The organism is Hypericibacter sp. (genome assembly GCF_050729195.1).
In the GTDB taxonomy this organism is placed as follows: Bacteria; Pseudomonadota; Alphaproteobacteria; order Dongiales; family Dongiaceae; genus Hypericibacter.
Window position 1 is genome coordinate 1 of the sequence record NZ_JBOHKS010000249.1, and the last position, 18,152, is coordinate 18,152.

Annotated in this window: 15 protein-coding genes; 9 read left to right on the forward strand and 6 right to left on the reverse strand. The window is 65.9% G+C overall.

What is annotated here, in order from left to right; all coding sequences use genetic code 11:
* Positions 1 to 4,144 (forward strand): translocation/assembly module TamB domain-containing protein (locus ACREE8_RS20050; RefSeq protein ID WP_431574784.1); only part of this gene is annotated, 4,144 nt, incomplete at its 5' end.
* Positions 4,145 to 4,225: 81 nt separating this feature from the next.
* On the forward strand, positions 4,226 to 4,591 hold the full coding sequence (locus ACREE8_RS20055; RefSeq protein WP_431574785.1) for a toxin-antitoxin system YwqK family antitoxin: 366 nt from the start codon (positions 4,226 to 4,228) through the stop codon (positions 4,589 to 4,591).
* An 80-nt stretch (positions 4,592 to 4,671) separates the two neighbouring features.
* On the opposite strand, the gene ACREE8_RS20060 is transcribed toward ACREE8_RS20055, so the two are convergent.
* From ACREE8_RS20060 to ACREE8_RS20085, 6 genes are all read right to left on the reverse strand, one after another.
* Positions 4,672 to 4,917, reverse strand: a complete 246-nt coding sequence (locus tag ACREE8_RS20060; protein ID WP_151176860.1) for a MoaD/ThiS family protein — start codon at positions 4,915 to 4,917, stop codon at positions 4,672 to 4,674.
* Positions 4,917 to 7,178: a xanthine dehydrogenase family protein molybdopterin-binding subunit gene (locus ACREE8_RS20065; RefSeq protein WP_431574786.1), complete on the reverse strand. Its 2,262-nt coding sequence runs from the start codon at positions 7,176 to 7,178 to the stop codon at positions 4,917 to 4,919. The genes ACREE8_RS20060 and ACREE8_RS20065 overlap by 1 nt, the downstream gene beginning before the upstream one ends.
* A 3-nt stretch (positions 7,179 to 7,181) precedes the next feature.
* Positions 7,182 to 7,658 carry a (2Fe-2S)-binding protein gene (locus ACREE8_RS20070; protein WP_431574787.1) on the reverse strand — a complete coding sequence of 159 codons (477 nt, stop codon included), beginning with the start codon at positions 7,656 to 7,658 and terminating at the stop codon, positions 7,182 to 7,184.
* Entirely contained in the window at positions 7,658 to 8,518 is an 861-nt protein-coding gene (locus tag ACREE8_RS20075; RefSeq protein WP_431574788.1) for an FAD binding domain-containing protein, read from the reverse strand. Before ACREE8_RS20075 ends, ACREE8_RS20070 begins: the two co-directional genes overlap by 1 nt.
* Before the next feature lie 227 nt (positions 8,519 to 8,745).
* Positions 8,746 to 9,063 (reverse strand): NIPSNAP family protein, encoded by a 318-nt coding sequence (locus ACREE8_RS20080; RefSeq protein WP_431574789.1) that lies wholly within the window; start codon positions 9,061 to 9,063, stop codon positions 8,746 to 8,748.
* Between the two features lie 57 nt (positions 9,064 to 9,120).
* Positions 9,121 to 10,518, reverse strand: coding sequence for a PLP-dependent aminotransferase family protein (locus tag ACREE8_RS20085; protein ID WP_431574790.1), 1,398 nt, complete (start codon positions 10,516 to 10,518; stop codon positions 9,121 to 9,123).
* A gap of 155 nt (positions 10,519 to 10,673) precedes the next feature.
* Here ACREE8_RS20085 and ACREE8_RS20090 point away from each other — a divergent pair, with 155 nt between their 5' ends.
* From ACREE8_RS20090 to ACREE8_RS20120, 7 genes are all read left to right on the forward strand, one after another.
* Entirely contained in the window at positions 10,674 to 11,711 is a 1,038-nt protein-coding gene (locus ACREE8_RS20090) for an LLM class flavin-dependent oxidoreductase (RefSeq protein ID WP_431574791.1), read from the forward strand.
* The gene (locus ACREE8_RS20095) at positions 11,708 to 12,742 is read left to right on the forward strand and encodes a dipeptidase (RefSeq protein WP_431574792.1); all 1,035 of its coding nucleotides are present in this window, start codon (positions 11,708 to 11,710) and stop codon (positions 12,740 to 12,742) included. Before ACREE8_RS20090 ends, ACREE8_RS20095 begins: the two co-directional genes overlap by 4 nt.
* Positions 12,743 to 12,870: 128 nt before the next feature.
* Entirely contained in the window at positions 12,871 to 13,950 is a 1,080-nt protein-coding gene (locus ACREE8_RS20100; protein ID WP_431574793.1) for an ABC transporter substrate-binding protein, read from the forward strand.
* A 98-nt stretch (positions 13,951 to 14,048) separates the two neighbouring features.
* On the forward strand, positions 14,049 to 15,194 hold the full coding sequence (locus tag ACREE8_RS20105) for an ABC transporter ATP-binding protein (protein WP_431574794.1): 1,146 nt from the start codon (positions 14,049 to 14,051) through the stop codon (positions 15,192 to 15,194).
* Complete coding sequence (locus ACREE8_RS20110) at positions 15,191 to 16,069, forward strand: ABC transporter permease (protein WP_431574795.1); 879 nt, start codon at positions 15,191 to 15,193, stop codon at positions 16,067 to 16,069. The genes ACREE8_RS20105 and ACREE8_RS20110 overlap by 4 nt, the downstream gene beginning before the upstream one ends.
* Positions 16,066 to 16,890: an ABC transporter permease gene (locus tag ACREE8_RS20115; RefSeq protein WP_431574796.1), complete on the forward strand. Its 825-nt coding sequence runs from the start codon at positions 16,066 to 16,068 to the stop codon at positions 16,888 to 16,890. The genes ACREE8_RS20110 and ACREE8_RS20115 overlap by 4 nt, the downstream gene beginning before the upstream one ends.
* Before the next feature lie 84 nt (positions 16,891 to 16,974).
* The gene (locus tag ACREE8_RS20120) at positions 16,975 to 18,138 is read left to right on the forward strand and encodes a M24 family metallopeptidase (protein ID WP_431574797.1); all 1,164 of its coding nucleotides are present in this window, start codon (positions 16,975 to 16,977) and stop codon (positions 18,136 to 18,138) included.
* Positions 18,139 to 18,152 lie beyond the last annotated feature (14 nt).

Below are 18,152 nucleotides of genomic sequence, written 5' to 3' on the forward strand. Positions count from 1 at the left end.
CACGGCGTCGACCGTCACGGTCGCGCGAGCGCTCGAGACGACGTCCAGCCCGAAGCCCTCGACCGGGATCGATCTCTCGCTGCCGAAACTGCCGCTGACCGTCAGGCTCGATCATCTCGCGATCGACCGCGTCGCCCTGGCCGAACCGGTGCTGGGACAGCCGGCGGTGCTGACCTTCTCGGGCCAGGGCGCGCTGGGTGGCGAGGAGGCCGATCTTCATCTGGATCTGGCCCGCACCGACGACACGCCCGGCCAGGCGCGCCTGGCCATGACGCTCACGGGCAAGCCCGCGGTTCTCAATCTCAAGCTCGATGTGAGCGAGCCCACGGGGCTGCTGATGGCCCGGCTGCTGGGTCGCGAAACCCCGCAGCCGCTGACGGTGGCACTCGCGGGCACGGGCCCCCTGTCCTCCTGGCAGGGCAAGCTTACCGGCAATGTCGGGGAGATTCTCTCGATCGAGAGCGACCTGGGCCTGAAGCAGGATGAAGGCCTCCATCTGAGTCTCGATGGCAGCCTGACCCAGCATGGGCTGGCCCCGGAATCGCTGCAGCCGCTCCTGGGCGATCGGATCGCCTTTGCCGCCGATGCGGGGCTGGTGGAGGACGTCGTCACGCTCGACAATCTGACCGTGACGGCGGCGGCGCTGGACGTCACCGGCTCGGCCCGGCTCGACAATGCGAGCCAGGCCGTGACTGGCGGAGCGCAGGTGAAGCTGCCCGATCTCGCTGTGGCGGAAACCCTGCTGGGCACGGCGCTTGCGGGGCGAGGGCAGGTGGATCTCAAAATCGACGGGACCACTGCGGAACCGGTGTTGCAGGCCACGCTGACGGGCGATGGCATCGATGCCCAGGGGTTTGGCGTCGGCCACCTCGACGTCTCGCTGGCGTTGAAACCGAACGGCGCCCTCGACGATGAGAAGACCGCCTGGCAGATCGACGCCCAGGGCCATGTGGCGGGCATCACCCAGGCCGGGCAGACGCTGCCGGCGGGACTTGGCAATGCCATCGACTGGTCGCTGGCCGGTCTTGCCGCGCCGGGTGAGCAGAGCTTCACGCTCGATCATCTGAGCGCCAAGGGCGCCGGGCTCGATCTTGCCGCGAAGGGACAGGTCTCGCCCGAGGCCGCGTCCGGCACATTGTCGCTCGAGGTCGCCGAGCTCGCCGCCTTCGGCGATCTGGTGAAATTTCCGCGGATGCATGGAAAGCTATCCGTCGACGCCGATGTGACGACGGATGCCGAGGGCCATGTCACGGCGGCGATCAGGGGCGGCGCCGAGGATCTCAGCATCGGCATCCAGGTGGCGGATGCCATCGTCGGTCGAACGGTCTCGATCGCGGCCAAGGCCGAGCGCCGGTCCGACGGCAAGCTCGCGCTTTCCGATCTCAATGTGGTCACGGTCGCCGCCTCCCTGACCGGCAATGCCGAATATGCGCCGGACAGCGACGCTGTCACGGGCCGGATCGTCATGCGGATGCCGAAGCTGGATCCGCTCACGCCGGCCATCCGCATCTCGATCCGCGGCGATGCGACCGTGACCGCCGACCTCGGCGGCAGCCTCGAGCGTCCCTCGATGCAGGCGGTGCTGGAAGGCCGCAATCTCGACATCGAATATGCGCCGGTGCGCAAGGTGACGGCCCAGATCTCGGTCGACGACCTGAACGAGCTTTCCGGGCGGATCTCGGCGGTGTTCGATCTCGCGGGCGTCCCGGGCAAGCTCGATACCGGGTTCGCCATGCCGCCCGGCAACTTCCTCAATCTGCGAAAGCTGGTGCTGACGGCAGGCGGCGGGAAGCTGGCCGGCGATGTCGATTACGATCTGGAGCATGATCTCGCGAGCGGCAAGCTCGCCGGGTCATTGCCTGACCTTCAACCCTGGTCGTCGGCCGCCGGCATGACGCTGTCGGGAAGTGCCGAGACAGTGATCACGCTGGTGCCCCGCGATGGGCAGATCGCGGACGTCAACGTCACGGGGAACCACATCAAGATCGGCGCCTCGGAGGATGCGGTGTCGCTCTCGCAGCTCAATATCGAAGGTCATGGCCGGAACGTCATGAACGATCCCGCGGGCACGGTCACGCTGGAGGTCACCGGCATCGGCGCTCGCAACCTCCGCTTCGATCAGGCGCATCTCGATGCTGACGTGAAGTCGGACAGCGAGATCGGCTTCGACGGGCAGGCCGGCGGCGAGATGATGCTGAAGGCCGAGGGCGACCAGGAGCGCCGGCTGCCCCTGACGCTCGATCTGGCGGGCGACTGGTCGGAAGGCAAGGACGGCCAGTCGATCACCCTGTCGCGTTTCTCCGGCAAGCTCGACCAGGACGAAGCGAAGCTGCTGCAGCCCGTGACGCTGGCCATGGGCGTGGTCGAGACGCGTCTCCTCGGCCTCGATCTCGATCTGGCCGGTGGCCGCATCGGCGGCGACGCGACGCTGGGCAAGAATCGCATCATGCTCAAGCTCACGGGCCAGAAGCTGCCGCTCGAGGTCGCGGGGCATTTCCTGGCGCGGCCCTTGACCGGCACGCTCGATGTCGATGCCGATCTCGAGGGCTCCCTGGCGGCGCCGGGGGGCAAGGTGACGATCGCCGGCAACGCCATCAAGATCACCGATGCCGATGCCTCGAGCATTCCTCCCCTCGATTTCGATCTGTCGCTGGTTCCGAGCGCGGGTCAGGTCGCGATCGACGGTCAGGCCTCCATGCCCAGCGCGAAGCTCCTGACCGTCACGGGACATCTGCCGCTCGACCTGGCCGCGGCGTCGCCCGCCGACATGATTCCCGCGCATCAGCCGATGATGCTCAAGCTCGATGGGGACGGAGAGCTTCAAGGCCTGGTCGAGCTTCTGGCCTTGGGCGAGGATCGGCTCACGGGCCATTACACCGTCGCCCTGACCGTTGCGGGCACGCGCGCGGCACCGGAAGCCGGTGGACAGGTGAGCCTGAGCAACGGGCATTATCTCAACCAGGCCTATGGCACCGAGCTCCGGGACATCAACGCGACCTTGGAAGGCGATCAGACGCATCTGACGCTGACCCAATTTTCCGCGAAGGACGGGCTTGGCGGCAGTCTCTCGGCCGGCGGGACCATCGATCTCGCCGCTTTGCCGGCACCGCTGCTCGATCTGAAGGCCACGCTGTCGAACCTGCGCGCGGCCAACACCGACACGGCGCGAGTCACGGCGAACGGCGATGTCTCTCTTGGCGGCAGTGTCGCGGCACCCCTGCTCACGGCCAATATCACCGTCCCGCGCGGCGAGTTCCGCATCCCGGACAAGCTGCCGCCCAGCGTCCAGACGCTCGACGTCATCGTCATCGACAGCCGCGACCCGCATGCGACGGCGCAAAAGCTGGCCGATGCGAGGCGCCGCGCCGCAGAACCCAAACCGGGCCTGCGCGTGGCCCTCGACGTAACGGTCTCGATCCCGGGTCAATCCTTCCTGCGCGGTCATGGGCTCGAGAGTGAGTGGCGTGGCCGGATCAAGGTCAATGGCGACAGCAACGCGCCCGTGATGGGAGGGCGCCTGCAGACGGTGCGCGGCACCATGGACTTCTTGGGCAAGAGCTTCGTCATCCGGCGCGGCGTGATCACCTTCCCGACCGGCCGGGTCACCGAGCCGCGCCTGGATGTGCAGGCCGAATACAGCGCGAACGATATCGTGGCCCAGGTGGCGCTGACCGGAAGCCCGACGGCGCCCAATCTGGTGTTGAGCTCGCGCCCGACCCTGCCGCAGGACGAGATCCTGTCCCGGGTGCTGTTCGGCGAAGAGACCAGCCGGATCACGCCGGCGCAAGGCGCGCAGCTGGCACTGGCCGCGAATAACCTCGCCAATGGCGGCCCTGGCATCCTCGATCGCCTGCGCGAAGGCGTCGGGCTCGACCGGCTCGACTTCGGCAGCGCGTCCAGCAATCCCGCAGCCCCTCCGCCGCATCGCTCCAATGGCGGCAGCAGCAGCGGCGACGATGCCGGACCCACGGTAAGCGGTGGCAAATACATCGCACCCGGCGTCTTCGTCGGTGTGAGCCAGGGCACCACCGCCGACACCAGCAGCGCCCGGGTAGAGGTCGACATCACCCGCGGCCTCACCGGCTACAGCAGCGTCGGCGCCACGAGTAGTCAGGTGGGACTGGACTGGCGGATGGATTATTGAGGGGACGAGTGCACCCCAGCTGTCATCCCCGCGAAAGCGGGGAGATGGATTCACGTTTGAAGTGCAACGGTTGATGCATCCATGACCTCCAACCCCAACGTCGAAATCCTCCGCCGCGTCGACGCCGCCGCACAGACCGTCGAAGAGACCGAGATGGTCGGCGGCAAGCCGCACGGCACGCGGCGGATCTGGTCGAGCACGGGCGTCCAGATCGGCATGGCGGAGTTCCAGCGCGGCCTGCTCCATGGCCGCTGTCTGGTCTGGTTCGACGACGGCCGGCTCTATATCGAGAGCAGCTATTTCGAGGGCCGCCTCGACGGCGACTATCGGAGCTTCTGGCCCAACGGCAAGGCGCGAGAGGTAGGTCACTATGCCGGCGGCAAGCGCGCCGGGCTCTATCAGTGGTTCGACGAGACCGGGAGGCTGGTTTCGGAACAGAGCTTCTGACGGCGAGATTCCAGTGAAAAGAAAACGGCGCCCGTGACGGCGCCGTTTTGCATTTTGGTCTTCGGCGATCGTTCTCGCCCTTATCCGCCCGCCAGCTTCGGCAGCAGCACCACCTCGCTGGTGGGGCGGATCGGCTGAAACCAGTTGTTGGTATAGATCAGGCCGTCGATGGAGATCGACACGCCGCGATCGAGCTGCGGCTTGAGGTCGGGATAGGCTTCTCCGAGGCGGGCCAGGAGCTGCCGGATATCGGCAGCCTCGACCTCGACCTCGGATTTGCCATGGGCCGCCCGCTTGAGCGACCCCCAAAGCACGACCTGGACCATCAACGGCCCTTGGCCGCCAACGCGTCGATCGCCTTCAGGATGCGCGGCGGCGACATCGGCAGATGCGTGAGACGCACGCCTGCCGCGGCCGAGACCGCGTTGGAGACGGCCGCCAGCGGCGGCACGATCGACGTCTCGCCGACGCCCCGCACGCCATAGGGATGACCTTCGTTCGGCACCTCGACGATCTTGGTGTCGATCATCGGCAGGTCCGACGCCACCGGGATGCGGTAATCGAGGAAGCCCGCATTCTGCAGCCGGCCATCCTTGCCATAGATATATTCCTCGTTGAGCGCCCAGCCGATGCCTTGCACGGCACCGCCCTGGAACTGCCCTTCGACATAGCTCGGATGGACCGCCTTGCCGGCATCCTGGACCACGGTGTAGCGCGTGATCATGGTGCGGCCGGTTTCCTTGTCGACCTCGGCGTCGACCAGATGCGTGGCGAAGCTGACACCCGCACCCTCGGCGTTGAACTCGGTATGACCCGCGATCGGTCCACCGGTGTTGCCCGAGGATTTGGCGATGTCGGCCAGCGAGAGCGGCTCGAAGCCGCCGGCATTGGCGCCGGAGGGCCTCGCATAGCCGTTCTCCCAGGTGACCGCGTCTTCCGGGATGCCCCAGATCTGCGCGGCGCGCCCGCAGAGCTTCTTGATCGCATCGCGTGCCGCATAGATCGTCGCCATGCCGGTGGCGAAGGTTGTGCGGCTGCCATCGGTCACGTCGTTATAACCCAGCGACGAGGTGTCGGCGACGATGGTCCGCACCGCGTCATAGGCAATGCCCAGCTCCTCGGCGGCCATCAGGCTCATCGAGGCGCGCGAGCCGCCGATATCGGGTGTGCCCACCGCCAGCGTGCAGGTGCCGTCGGTGTTGATGTTGAGCGACACGCAGGTCTGGCCGCCGAAATTGAACCAGAAGCCGCAGGCCATGCCGCGACCCTGGCCCGCCTTCAAGGGCGCCTTCCAATGCGGATGCGACTTGGCCGCCTCGAGCGTGGCACCGAGACCGATCTTGCCGAAGGTCGGACCATAGGAAGACTTGGTGCCTTGCTTCGCCGCATTCTTGATGCGGAATTCGATCGGGTCCATGTTCAGCTTGCGGGCCAGCTCGTCCATGATGCTCTCGACCGCGAAGGCCGAGATCGGTGCACCGGGCGCGCGATAGGCCGCCTGCTTCGGGCGGTTGGTCACGACGTCGAGGCCGACGGCGCGCACATTCTCCAGATCGTAGCAGGCGAAGGCCGACATGGCGCCGAACTCGACCGGCGAGCCGGCATAGGCGCCGCCCTGATAGCGGAACTCGCCATCGGCCGCGGTGATGCGGCCATCCTTCGTGACGCCGACCTTGACGCGCATGGAGGAGCTCGATGTCGGACCGGAAGCGCGGAACACCTCGTCGCGGCTCATCACGACCTTGACCGGCCGGTTGGCCTTGCGTGAGAGCGCGAGCGCTACCGGTTCGATGAAGACCGTGGTCTTGCCGCCGAAGCCGCCGCCGATCTCGGAGGCCGTGACGCGCAGCTTCGAGATGTCGAGGCCGAGCAGGCCGGCGCAGGCCGCCCTGATCATGAAATGCCCTTGCGTGCAGACCCAGAGGTCGCCAACGCCGTCGCCGCTCAGGGTCGCGAGGCAGGCATGGGGCTCGATATAGCCCTGATGCGTCGCTTCGGTCTTGAACTCACGCTCGATGACGATATCGGCCTTCTTGAAGCCCTTCTCGACATCGCCATGGCCGAACTCGTGACGGCGGGTGACGTTGGAGGGCTTGGTCGGCGCCGGCTCGACGCCGGCTGTGATCATGCCCTCATGGAGCAGGGGAGCGCCTGGCTTCATCGCCTCGTCCACATCGGTGACGTGCGGCAAGATCTCATAATCGACATGGATCAGTGCCAGCGCCTGCCGGGCGACGGAGGCGCTGACGGCGGCGACGCCCGCGACGGCATGGCCGTCATAGAGCGCCTTCTTGCCGGCCATCACATTGTCGAGGATGTCGGCCAGATCGCCATTCTGTTCCTTGAAATCGGCGCGGGTCACGACCGCCTTCACGCCGGGCAGGGCTTCGGCCTTGGCGGTGTCGATCTTGCGGATGCGCGCATGGGCATGCGGGCTGCGCAAGATGCGGCCGACCAGCATGCCGGGGGCCGACATGTCGGCGCCGAAGCGGGCGCGGCCGGTGACCTTGTCGATGCCGTCCGGACGGTCCGGGCGGGTGCCGACGACTTTGAAGGCGGGAGCGCCAGTCTTGCTATCGAGGGGCATGGTTCAACCCTTTCGCATTTCGGCGGCGGCGTCCTGAACCGCGCGCACGATTTTGTCGTAACCGGTGCACCGGCAGAGATTGCCGGCGAGCCAGTAGCGGATTTCGGTCTCGGTCGGATCCGGGTTCTTTTCCAGCAAAGCCTTGGCCGCGACCAGGAAGCCTGGTGTGCAGATGCCGCACTGCAGGGCTGCATGCTCGATGAACTTGCGCTGCAGCGGATGCAGCGTCTCGCCATGGGCCATGCCTTCGATGGTGCGGACCTCGCGGCCATTCACCTCGGCGCCCAGCACCAGGCAGGAGCAGACCAGACGCCCGTCGAGGGTGACGCTGCAGGCGCCGCAATCGCCCGTGCCGCAACCTTCCTTGGCGCCGGTCAGGCCCAGGCGGTTGCGCAGCACGTCGAGCAGCGTCTCGTCCGCCTCGCAGAGATATTCGGTGGTATCGCCGTTGATCTTGGTGGTGACGTGAACTTGACTCATCAGGATTTCCTCGCGCGCTCGAGCGCAATAAGGGCCGCCCGGCGCGCGAGCACGCCGGCAACCTTGATGCGGAACTCTTTGGTCCCGCGCTTGTCGTCGATCGGCCGGCAGGCCGCGGAAGCCGCCGCCGCCAGCTTGTCCAGGGCCGCTTCGTCGAGCTTGCTGCCGATGAGGGCATCGGCGGCCGGCCCGACCAGCAACACACGCTCCGCCACGGCACCCAGCGCAACGCGCGCTGTCTTGCAGACGCCCTTGTCGTCGAGCGTGATGCTGACACCGGCGCCAACGACGGCGATGTCCATCTCGGTGCGGGGGATGAAGCGCAGATAGGCGTCGCCCGAATGAGCCGGACGCGCCGCCAGCAGGATCGATTCCACGATCTCGCCCTTGGCCAGCGTGGTCTTGCCGGGGGAGGTCGAGATCTCTTCGACCGGAACATTGCGTTTGCCCTGCGGGCCCACGATCGAGGCGATCGCCCCGGCCGCGACCATCGCCGGCACGCTGTCGGCCGCCGGCGAGGCGTTGCAGAGATTGCCGACCATGGTGGCGCGGCCCTGGACCTGCTTCGAGCCGATCAACTCGACCGCCTCGACCACGCCGGGCCACAGCTTCTTGACGCCCGGATGCTCGCCCAGTTCGGCGGCCGGCACCGCGGCGCCGATCCGGAACCCACCGCCCTCGGCGGTGATCTTGCGCATGCTGTCGATGCGCTTCACGTCGACCACGAGGTCGGGCTCGATATAGCCGCCGCGCAAACGGACCAGCAGGTCCGTCCCGCCGGCCAGAAGATAGGCGCGGCCTTTTTCCTGGGCCAAGAGCGCTACCGCGGAGTCGATAGTACCTGGCGTTTCATATCGCATGGCGTCGATCCATTTTGTTGAAACCTCTCTCGATCGGCGCGCCGCCCTTGGGACGGGGGCAAGCCGGTGGCCCTAGATTAGGAGATCGGAGGCAAAAAGCGAAGCCGCTCGGATGGGCTGCGATCCACTCTCAAGGGGTTGTCTCGGTGCAATAAATCGGCCCGTCCCCACGGAATGCGGGGTTTTTAAGCCGTGATTTCCTGCGGACTTGCGGGGTGTCAGGCGGGTCAGGGTTTGAAATAGCTGGCGCGGCGCAGCGTGTGGGCCTGGAGCGAGGCAACCAGCGGACCATCGGCCTCGGTCACCTTCTTCGTGGCGATCCATTCGGGATTGGCCCGGAAATCGTCCCAGGCGGTCTTCATCGTGGCTTCGTCCGGCCACTCCACCACATACCAGAGCTCGCCCTTGCCATCGGTCGTCTCCCAGAAATCGACGACCTTGAATTTCAGCTTGCGGAAGAGGGGAAGCGTATTCTCGCGGAAGCGGCGAGTGAGGGCCTCGGCCTTGCCGGGAGCGGGGACATACTGACGCAGTTCGTAGATCAACTCACATCTCCAGATCGATCGGGGCTCACGCAAGGGATCATGCGTGTCTTGGGGGCACTAAAGCACGAGATAGGTGGCGGCCGGCCGCTCGCGCAGCAGGTCGGCGACGATCTCGAGCCCGCGCTGCAGCTCGGTGCGCGAGGGCGTTGCACCGCCGAGGCTGATGCGGATCGCCTGGGGCGAGGCGACATGGCCGACGACGAAGGCCTCCGCCGGCGTCACCGCCAGGCCGCGCGAACGCGCCTGCGCGACGAAGCCTTCGGCGCGCCAGGTATCGGGCAGGGGCAGCCAGATATGGAGCGAACTCGGCAAGGAACGATACTCGAAGCCCGTCAGGATCTGGCGCGCCAGCTTCTGACGCCGGGCCAGCTCCTGGCGCTGCCATGCCACCAGGCGCTCGGCACTGCCGTCTCGGATCCAGAGCGTCGCGATCTCGGCCGGCACCATCGACACCATCCAGGTGGTGGCGCCGAGCCCCGGGATCAGCTCCTCGACGCGGCCGGGCGGCGCGGCGAGGAAACCGATGCGCAATCCGGCCGAGATGCATTTCGAGAGGCTGGTGAAATAGAAGCTCTGATCCGGCGCGAAGCTCGACAGGGCCGGGGGCGGGTTCTCGATGAAGGGCCCGTAGACGTCGTCCTCGATGATGGTCACGCCGTAGCGGATCGCGACCTCGGCGATGGCCTTGCGCCGTTCCACCGGCATGATGGTCAGCGTCGGGCTGTGATGGTTGGGAACGGTGATGAGGGCCTTCACCTTCATGGTGCGGCAGGCGGCTTCGAGCGCATCCGGGAGCATGCCGTCCCGATCCATCGCCAGCCCCTTCAGCTGCAGGCTGCGGTTGGCGGTCAGGAACTTGATGCCGGGATCGGTCAGTTCGTCCGTCGCCACGATCTGGTTGGGCTCGAGCAGGGAGGCGAGGATGATGGCGTGCGCGTGCTGGGCGCCGTTGGTGATGAGAATATTCTCCGGCGAGGTCCGCATGCCCCGCTTCTCGATCCAGCTCGCGGCCGCGGCGCGATGCGCCGGCAGTCCGATCCAGGGCCGGTGGTAATGCATCAGCTCGTCGATGCGGTCGCTGCTCGAGATCATCTTGAGCGCACCCGACATGGCCTCGATCAGCATCGGCGTCGGGACCGGGCAGTTGAAGGCCATGTCGACCCGCTCGATCTGGCGGCTGTCGACGCCGATGCGCGACAGATCAGTCCAGGCATTCGGCATGACGAAGGTGCCACGCCCGACCTCGCTCAGGATCAACTGCCGGCGGACGGCCTCGGCATAGGCCTTGCTGACGGTGCTGACGGAGAGTCCCATCTGGTAGGCCAATTCGCGATGGGTTGGCAGCCGATCGCCCGGCCGCACCAGGCCATTCTTGATGTCGTCGGCCAGCGCGTCGGCGATGGCGAGATAGCGGCGTCCGCGGCGGCTGGCGATGTCAGGCTTCCATTCGGTCACTCTGCGACTCCCCTCTTCTGTAGCAGGACAATATATGAATTGACGCGGTTCAATTCGTCAAGCTATCCCAGAAAACAGGACAAGTTCCCCTGGTGCGCCTCGCAAGGTGTTGGCTTCGGCCGCGTGCATCCGGGTGATTTCAGGAGCGATTGGCAATGGATTTCGGGTTCTACCTGCCCTGCTATTGGCCGGATACCAGCTTTCCGGCGCAGACAATGTATGACGAGACGATCGAGGAGGCGAAGCTCGCCGAGGATCTCGGCTATATCTCGCTCACGATCCCCGAGCATCATTTCATCAATTACCTGACTCATCCCAGCCCGTTGCTGACGGCGGTCCGGGTGGCGTGCGCCACGAAGAAGATCCCGATCATCTCGGCGGTCCTGGTGCTGCCCTTCTACGACATCCGCCGTCTGGCGGGCGAGATCGCGCAGGCCGACTGCCTGACGCATGGCCGCATCCAGCTCGGCGTCGGCCGCGGCGCCTTCCGCTACGAATTCGATCGCTTCAACGTGCCGGTCGAGGAGAGCCGCGAGCGTTTCGACGACGCGCTCAATCTGCTGATCAAACTGCTGACCGAGGAAGAGGTCGGCTGGAACAGCAAATATTACAAGTTCGACCCGATCACCATCACGCCGCGTCCGGTCCAGCGGCCCTATCCGCCGATCTGGATCGCGGCCCTGGCCGAAGGCGCCATCCAGGGCTGCGTCAAGCGCGGCTTCCATGTCATGACCACGCCGCTGCGCGATCCCTTCTCGGCGGTGAAGATGCAGTCGGACGCGTTCTTCGCGGCACTGCCGCCCGGCGGCAAGCAGCGTCTCTCCATGCTGCGCATGGGCTTCGTCACCAAGAACGAGGCCGACACGCAGGCGAAGCTGCGCCTGGCCTTCGAGAACCATCAGCGCTTCGTGAATGTCTTCACCACGCCCGGCACCGTCCATAACGGCGCCATCGAGCCGATCGCGGTGCCGGAGACCCTCGACGACATCCGCAAGAGCCTGATCATCGGCTCGCCGCAGGAATGCGTCGACAAGCTCGGCCATTATGCCGATCTCGGCATCCACGACATCCAGGTCAATATGAACTTCGGCGCCAACCATGCCGATGTGATGGGCTCGATCGAGCGCTTCGCGGCCCATGTCATGCCGCACTTCAAGAACCGCTCGTCGGCGCGCGCGAAGGAGCTGGCATGAGCGATCCCAAAGAGGCGGCGGCGCTGCATGAGAAGGCGTTCGTCATCGACGGGCTCAACTTCCAGTGCGATGGCAGCACCGACGCGCTCAAGGCTGGCGGGGTCAATGCCGTCAATGTGACGGTCAGCGGCCTCAATGCCGATTTCGAGGAAGCCTGCGACCAGATCGCCGAATGGCTTCATCGCTGCGAGCAACCCAATTCCGAATGGCGGATCATTCGCCAGGTGTCGGATTTCCAGGCCGCGCGCCAGGCCGGCCAGATCGGCCTGATCATGGGCTGGCAGAACATGCGCGCCATCGCCGATAATCTGAAACGCCTGCGGCTGTTCCACCGGCTGGGCGTGCGCGTGATGCAGCTCACCTACAACGAACGCAATTTCATGGGCGATGGCTGCCTCGAGCCCAATGATGGCGGCCTCAGCCTGCTGGGCCGCAAGGCGGTCGCCGAGATGAACGCGCTTGGCATCGCCGTCGATCTGAGCCATGTGGGCGAGCGGGCCTGCCTCGAGGCCGCCGCGATCAGCACCAAGCCCGTGCTGCTCACCCATGCCAATGCCAAGGCCGTCTCGAACGTGCCGCGCAACAAGATCGATGCGGTGATCAAGGCGGTGGCCGCGACCGGCGGGCTGATCGGCGCCAGCGTCTATGGCCCGATGTGCTGGGACGGCGATCCCACGCATCGTCCGGCCTTGCGCGATTTCCTGCGCCATCTCGATCACATCGTCGGGCTGGTCGGCCATGACCATGTGGCGCTCGGCACCGACTTCCCCGCCGTGCGCGACCTGGCCTCGGTCGGCAGCATCATCCAGATGACGCTCGACCGCTATCCGGCCGCGATCTCCAAATATGCCGCCGCCTTCGGCAACGATGTGCGCACCCGCTATCTCGCCGAATGCAGCATTCCCAACGAGATTCCAGCGATCACGGCGGCGTTGTTCGATCATGGCTGGAAGCCGGCGCAGATCGAGGCGTTCCTGGGCGGCAATTATCTGCGCGTGCTGGCCAAGATCTGGGGGGCCAGCGTCGCCTGATATGTCGCGTGACAATCTAAAACTTGACGCGCTTTTTGGGCGCGATAGGGTCGGATTGTAAGGCAACAAATTCGGCGGGTCGTCTCAGATCCGCTGACATCCAAATGAGCTCTATGGGAGGAGACCGAATGTTTTCGGGCGTTATCGACATGGCCGCTCGCCATGACATCAAGCGCGGATTGAGCTGGGGCTCGGCGGCGCTCGCCGGCGCATTGCTGTTGCTGCCGCTGACCGCGGCGCAGGCCGCCGACACCATCACCATCGCGTCCTGGGGCGGCAATTATCAGGACGCGCTCTCCAAGGCGATCTGGGGTCCGGTCGGCCAGAAGCTCGGCATCACCGTGAAAGAGGACAACACCAACGGTCTCGCCGATGTACGCGCCCAGGTGCTGGCCAATGCGGTGCAGTGGGACATTACCGAGCTCACCATCGATGGCTGCGCCCAGGGCGCTGCCGAAGGCCTGTTCGAGCCCATCGACTTCAATGTGGTGGACAAATCTGGCTTTGATCCCGCTGTCGTCAATGCCAGCTATATGGGCCAGAACTACTATTCGAACGTCGTCGCCTGGAGCACGGAGAAGTTCGGCAAGGACGGTCCGCAGAGCTGGGCCGATTTCTGGAACGTCGAGAAGTTCCCGGGTCGCCGTTCGCTGCGCAACGATCCGGCGGAGGTGCTGGAAGCGGCCCTCCTCGCCGACGGCGTGGCGCCCGACAAGCTCTATCCACTCGATCTCGATCGCGCCTTCAAGAGCCTCGAGAAGATCAAGCCGTACATTTCCGTCTGGTGGTCGTCGGGCGCGCAGTCGGCGCAGCTCTTGACCGACGGCGAGGTCGACATGATCGGCGCCTGGAGCGGCCGCGTGACGGCGGCGCAGGCCCAGGGTGCCAAGGTGGACTTCACCTTCAACCAGGGTCTCCTGATTGCCGACTGCCTCGTGATCCCGAAGGGCGCCAAGAACAAGGACCTCGCGATGAAGGCCCTGGCGGCGGCGCTCTCGCCCGACATCCAGGCCAATCTGCCGACCTATATCGATTACGGCCCGGCCAACGCCAAGGCCTTCGATACCGGTAAGATCACGCCCGACGTCGCGGCGCGCCTCAATACCGGTCCCGATAACGCCAAGAAGCAGGTGGTGTTCCACGGCGACTGGTGGGGCGAGCATGGTGCCGAGGCGCGCGAGCGCTGGAGCGCCTTCATGAACGAGTAGACTTTCAGACTGGACGTGCCTCAACCTGAGAACTGGCACCTCCGGCCGGGTTTCGATCCGGCCGGAGGTTTCTTTCTAAAGTCCGGGTGCCTTGCCGCATGACGATGACGACCGATATCGATCCCGCGCTCGAGCGCAGCGCCACCGGCGAGAGGATAGGCGCCGATCTGCGGGCGGGCGTGCCGATCCAGATCCGCCAGCTCTCCAAGGTCTATGGCGCCTTCCGCGCCCTCGATGCGGTCGACCTGGATGTGCGCAGCGGCGAATTCCTGACGCTGCTGGGGCCGTCCGGCTCCGGCAAATCAACCCTGTTGATGGCCTTGGCCGGCTTCAGCCGCCCGACCTCCGGCAGCATCGCCTTCGATGGCGAGGACGTCACCCGCCGCCCGCCGCACAAGCGCAATATCGGCGTGGTGTTCCAGAACTACGCCCTGTTCCCGCATATGAACGTCGCGGCCAATGTCGGCTATCCGCTGCGGTTGCGCCGCGTGGGCAAGGCCGAGACCGCGGAGCGCGTCCGCCGCGCGCTCGATCTCGTGCAGCTCGGCTCGATGCTGGAGCGATCGATCGACAGCCTTTCCGGCGGCCAACGCCAGCGCGTGGCGCTCGCGCGCGCCATCGTGTTCGAGCCGAAGATCCTGCTGATGGACGAGCCGCTTTCGGCGCTCGACAAGAAGCTGCGCGAGCATATGCAGATCGAGATCCGGCATCTGCATGAGAAGCTCGGCGTCACCACGATCTATGTTACCCACGATCAGCGCGAAGCGCTGACCATGTCGGACCGGATCGCCGTCATCAATCAGGGGCGCATCGCCCAGATCGACAAGCCGCGTGAGCTCTACGAGGCGCCGGCCAGCCGTTTCGTCGCCGAGTTCATCGGCGAGGCGGTGCTATTGCCGGTCGAGCTGCGAGAGGGGGCCGCTTGGTACGCCGGCTGCCGGCTGCAGGGCGTAAAGATCGCCGATCGTTCGCGGCCGCTCTATCTGGTGCTGCGGCCCGAGAAGCTCGATCTCCTGCTGGGGACGACCGGTGGCGACTGGAACCGCTTTCCGGGCCGCGTGCGCGAGGTGGTCTATCAGGGCGACAGCGTGCTGGTCTCGATCCAGCTCGAAGGCGGCACGCTGGTCAATCTGCGCAAAGCCAGCGACCGCAGCAGCCTGAATCAGCTGCCGGCCAATGGCGATGCCGTAATCCTCGGCGTGCATCTGGAAGACACGCTGGTGGTGCCGGAGGATCGGCCGTGACGATGGCGGTCGGGGCCGCGGCACTGGCGTCCGACGCCCGCAGCGAACGGCGCCGGCTGCTGCTGCTGTCCTCGCCCGCCATGATGGTCGTGGCGCTGGTCATCTTCATTCCGGTCGGCTGGCTGTTTTGGCTCTCCTTCTTCGACCAGACTGGCGTCACCGTCGCGAACTATGCGCGCCTCATCGACAACACCGCTTATTACAAGATCTTCCAGACGACCTTCCTGCTGAGCGCGATCGTCACGCTGGTGACGATCCTGCTGGGCTATCCCCTGGCTTATTTGTTGTCGCAACTCTCGCGCCGCGCGGCGCTGATCGGGCTGGCGCTGGTGCTGCTGCCCTTCTGGACCTCGCTCTTGGTGCGCACCTATGCCTGGCTCGTGCTGTTGCAGCGCAACGGCCTGATCAACACGATGCTCATCAAGCTGGGCCTGATCGATCAGCCTTTGGCGCTGGTCTATAATTTCACCGGCGCGGTCATCGGCATGGTCCATATCATGCTGCCCTTCCTGGTGCTGCCGCTCTATGCCTCGATGAAGAGCATCGATCCCCTGCTGCCGCGCGCGGCGATGAGCCTGGGAGCGAGCCCGCGCGCCGCCTTCTGGACGGTCTTCGCGCCGCTGACCCTGCCGGGGCTCTTCGCCGGCAGCCTCCTGGTCTTCATCTATTGCCTCGGCTTCTACATCGTGCCGCAGGTGCTGGGCGGGGGCCGGGTCAATATGGTGGCGATGAAGATCCTGGAGAACGCCACGACCTACTTCAATTGGGGGGCTGCCTCGGCGCTGGGTGTCGTGCTGCTGGTCGTGACGCTCTGCATCTTCTATGTCATCGGCCGCTTCCTGCCGGCCGAGCGTCTCTCGGCGGAGGCCCGATGAGCAGCGGCATCGATCGCGACGTCTCGCATTGGCAGCGCGCCTGGCTCTATGTCTATGCCGGGCTGGTGCTGCTGTTCCTGGTGGTGCCGATCCTGATCGTCGTGCCGATGTCCTTCACCCCCTCGGAGCATCTGGAGTTCCCGCCGCCGGCACTCTCCTTGCGCTGGTATCAGAGCTTCTTCGAGAGCTCCGAATGGATGGATGCCGCCTGGGTCTCGATCCGCGCGGCCTTCTTCACCGTGCTGGTCGCGACACCGCTCGGCACGGCCGCCGCCTATGGCCTCCATGTCGTGGCCGGTCCCTGGACCAAGGTCCTGCGCGCCGCGCTCGTGGTGCCGCTGATCGTGCCGGTCATCATCGTCGCCATCGGCCTCTTCTATGTCTTCGCCAAGCTCGGCCTGATCAACACCATGACCGGGCTGGTGCTGGCCCATACGGTGTTGGCCATTCCGTTCGTCATCGTGACGGTGACGGCGGGCCTGCGCCGTTACGAGATGAGCCAGGAGATGGTCGCGCGCAGCCTGGGCGCCAACCGCTGGGTCGCCTTCTTCACCGTGACCCTACCGCAGATCCGGATTTCCGTGTTGTCGGGCGCGCTCTTCGCCTGGGTCACCTCGTTCGACGAGGTGGTCATCGCGCTCTTCATCTCGCGCGGCGAATCCTCGACCCTGACCCGCAAGATGTTCACCTCGCTGCGCGACCAGGTCAGCCCGACCATCGCCGCGATCTCGACCATGCTGATCGCGCTTTCGATCCTGGTGGCCGCGGCGATCCTGATCCAGGAGCTTTCCAAGCCGCAGCGGGCAGGGCAGCGGGCCTGACCGGCGGGCTCGGGGATTTTCATTCACCTATCGGATGGGGCGAGCGAGGATGATCGCCGCCCTGCTTGGCATCGGAGGATTGGCGTGGCTCAGGAATTCGCGGCGTTTTCGAAGGAAGAACATGACGGCCGCATGGCGCGCGCCCGCGCGCTGATGCGCGAGCAGAAATATGCCTGCTGCATCGTGGTGGCGCCCGAGAACCTCTATTATCTCGGCGGCTACGAATCCTGGGTCAGTGTCAACAGCCCGCAGGCGCTGATCTTCACCGCCGACGAGACCGAGCCCACCCTGATCCTGCGCAATGTCGATCTCTCCCTGGCGCTGGAGACGAGCTGGGTCCGGGACATTCGGACCTATCATCTCCATACCGAGAATTTCGCCGCGCGCGTCGCCGGCATCCTCGAGGAGAAGGGGGTCACCGACGGTCGCGTCGCGATCGAGCTGCAATCCTATGCGTTGCCTTACTCGCTGGGCCGGGAGCTCGCCGCCGCCACGGCGCCGATCCAGCTGGTCGATGCGACGGTGACCTTGGGCGATCTGCGGTTGGCGAAGTCGGCGCGCGAGATGCGGTACATCGAGCAGGCCGCGACATTCACCAATATCGGCCTCAAGGCCGCGCGCCAGGCGCTGAAGCCCGGCGTCACCGAGATCGGGCTCGCCGCCGCGATCGAGGGCGCGCTGCGCCATGCCGGCAGCGACTATTGGGCGATCCCGACCGAGCTCGCGAGCGGTAAGCGCACGCCGGGCGGTCATGGCGCGCCGCGTGAGAAGCCGATCGAGCCGGGCGACCTGGTCCATATCGAGTTCGCCGGCGTCTCGAACCGTTATCACACGACGGCCCTGCAGACCCTGTCGCTGGGCGATCCGGGTCCGCGCGCCAAGGAGCTTTATGAGATCGGCCTGCAATCCTTGCGCGCCGGCATCGCCGCGGTGAAGCCGGGCGTGCCGGTCTCGGCGGCCGAGGAGGCCTCGCTGGTGCCCTTGCGCAAGCATGGGCTCGAACATACGGCGATGATGCGTTTCGGCTATGGCATCGGCATCGCCTACCCGCCGATCTGGCTCGAGACCCTGCAGATCAGCCGCGGCTTCGACCGCAAGTTCGAGACCGGCATGGTCTTCGTGCTTCACTCCTGCCTGGAGTTGGTGGAGGAAGGAATCGGCATCGTGCAGGGCGGCACCTACGCGCTGACGGAATCGGGCCCCCGCATGCTGGTGGGGGCGGGGGATTCGCCGCTGGTGATCGCTTAAACATCCACCTCCCC